Source organism: Stenotrophomonas sp. 2YAF22 (assembly GCF_052114665.1).
GTDB classification, from domain to species: domain Bacteria; phylum Pseudomonadota; class Gammaproteobacteria; order Xanthomonadales; family Xanthomonadaceae; genus Stenotrophomonas; species Stenotrophomonas indicatrix.
The window spans coordinates 1-2,358 of the sequence record NZ_JBFRFE010000660.1 but is presented as its reverse complement, the minus strand read 5'-3'; the positions used below and the strand labels follow the sequence as shown (position 1 = coordinate 2,358).

Below are 2,358 nucleotides of genomic sequence, written 5' to 3'. Positions count from 1 at the left end.
GGTCATGAGGTTGCCGGCCAGCGGCCGGCACTACCTTCAATCCACGCAGATCGTGCCCTGCGCCTTGCCACCGTCGATGCGTTGCCGGCAACCGAAGTTCTGGCTGACATCACGCTGGCAGGTGCCGGTTGCCACCGCGCCTGCGGTCACCTCGGCGGACGCCAGGCACTGGCCGCTGCAGTCGCTCTTGCTGCTGCAGGACTTGCCCGCGTCGGCATACGGAATCACGCACTGCACCCGCTGCAGGCGGCCCAACGGCTGCAGGGTACCGCCCGCCGCGCGGCAGTCCACATCGCGCGCTTCTTCATAGGCTGCAGCGGCTTCAGGGCTGTCGGCCGCCGTGGCTGCCGTGCCTGCGTCTTCACTGGCCGGTGGGGTGCTGCTGCAGGCGGCAAGCAGCGCGCCCAGGGCAAGGCTGGCAAAGAGACGGAAACGCATGGCGGTACCTGATCGAGGTGAGCGGCGGCCAGCATACGCACAGCGCGATGCACGCGGCGTGTCAGCGCCGCTCAGGCCTCTTCACCCTCGTTGCCTTCTTCGCCACCCTCCTCGGGCAGCAGGCTGTCGGGAAGCAACTGCCGACTCTGTTCGGCCGGCAGCGACTCGACGTCCCGCAGCTTGCGGGCGATGGCACGCGTGCGTACCCCCGTCTGGTCGATCTGCTTGCTGGCCTGGTCGAGCTTGGTCTTCACGCTGTCGAGCACGCTACCGAATTTGCCGAACTCGGTTTTGACGGCACCCAGCAACGTCCACACTTCACTGGACCGCTGTTCGATGGCCAACGTGCGGAAGCCCATCTGCAGACTGTTGAGCAGCGCAGTGACTGTGGTCGGCCCGGCCACCACCACGCGATGCTCGCGCTGCAGCAGATCGACCAGACCCGGGCGCCGGATCACCTCGGCATACAGTCCTTCGGTGGGCACGAACATCACCGCGAAATCGGTGGTGTGCGGCGGCACGATGTACTTCTCGCAGATCGACTTGGCCTGCACGCGGATCGCGCGTTCCAGCTGGATGCCCTGCAGGCGCACGCCCTCGGCATCACCCTGTTCCTGCGCATCGAGCAGGCGCTCATAGTCTTCGCGTGGGAACTTGGAATCGATCGGCAGCCAGACCGGCGTGTCGTCGTCGCGACGGCCCGGCAGGCGCACGGCGATGTCGACCATCTCGTTGCCGTCAGGACGCACCTTCACCGCGCGCGCGTACTGTTCCTGGGTGAGGGTCTGCTCGAGGATGTTCTCCAGCTGCACTTCGCCCCAGCTGCCGCGGTTCTTGACGTTGGTCAGTACCCGCTTCAGGTCGCCCACGCCGGTTGCCAGCTGCTGCATTTCACCCAGCCCGCGCTGCACCTGCTCCAGCCGTTCGGACACCAGCTTGAACGAATTGCCCAGCCGCGTTTCCAGTGTGGACTGCAGCTTCTCGTCGACGGTATGGCGCATCTGCTCGAGCTTCTGCGCGTTGTCGGCCTGCAGCGCGCGCAGCTGTTCTTCCAGGGTGGCGCGCATTTCCGAGATGCGCTGTTCGTTGCGCTGGGTCAGCTCCTGCAGGCGCAGGCCCAGGCTCTCGGTCAGGCGCTGCTGCGATTGCGCACCCTCTTCGCGGCCCTTGCGGGCATCCTCCACCAGTGCCTGCCGCAGCGCACCGAACTGGGTGTCGGTACGGGCGGTCAGTTCCTGCAACTGCTGGCCGAAGGCATGGATACGCGCCTCCTGCTGCTGGCCGAACACATCCAGCTGCACGCGCAGTTCCTGCAGGCGTTCGCCCAGCGAGACGGCGCTGCGCTGCTGGCTGTCGGCCGCCTCGGCGCGGGCCTTGCGTGCATCTTCGCCCAGCGCTTCACGCAGCAGGTCCAGGCGCTGGTCGGTGCGGGTGGACAGATCGGTCAGCGCGCGCGCGAACCCATCGAGCTGCTCGCGCAACTCGCTGCGGCCGACGCGCGCTTCATCACGCACGGCCTGTTCCAGCCGATCATGGGGCGGGCGGCGCAGCAGCGCCACCAGTTGCAGGATCAGCACGACCAGCAGCAGGCCGGCGACGAGGAGGAATTCGGTTTGCATGTGGCAAGTGTAGGCTGGCCCAGTCTCACGTGCTGAAACGAACCCATGTTTGTACTCTACGGAAAGCCCACCTCGATCAACGTGCGCAAAGTGCTGTGGCTGTGCGCCGAACTCGATCTGCCGTTCTCCCATGATCCGGCACCTGCGCCGGACGTGCTGTCCACGCTGAATCCGAACCGGCAGGTACCGGTGCTGCGCGATGGCGACTTCGTGCTGTGGGAGTCCAACAGCATCTGCCGCTATCTGGCCGCACGCCAGGGCCGCGATGACCTGCTGCCGTGCGCCGCACAGGCCCGTGCCC

The 2,358-nt window shown here is 66.7% G+C and carries 3 protein-coding genes; 1 reads left to right on the top strand and 2 read right to left on the bottom strand.

The features are described 5' to 3' along the window. Positions 1 to 36 precede the first annotated feature (36 nt). Both AB4Y84_RS19615 and rmuC read right to left on the bottom strand, forming a co-directional pair. A complete protein-coding gene (locus tag AB4Y84_RS19615) occupies positions 37 to 438 on the bottom strand; it encodes a hypothetical protein (protein WP_442250717.1) in 402 nt (133 codons plus the stop codon). A gap of 71 nt (positions 439 to 509) precedes the next feature. Beyond that, the gene (gene rmuC / locus AB4Y84_RS19610; protein WP_442244249.1) at positions 510 to 2,057 is read right to left on the bottom strand and encodes a DNA recombination protein RmuC; all 1,548 of its coding nucleotides are present in this window, start codon (positions 2,055 to 2,057) and stop codon (positions 510 to 512) included. Positions 2,058 to 2,102: 45 nt separating this feature from the next. Between rmuC and AB4Y84_RS19605 the strand changes: the two genes are divergently transcribed. Next, positions 2,103 to 2,358, top strand: a 256-nt coding sequence (locus AB4Y84_RS19605) for a glutathione S-transferase N-terminal domain-containing protein (RefSeq protein WP_442250716.1), incomplete at its 3' end; no start/stop codon positions are given.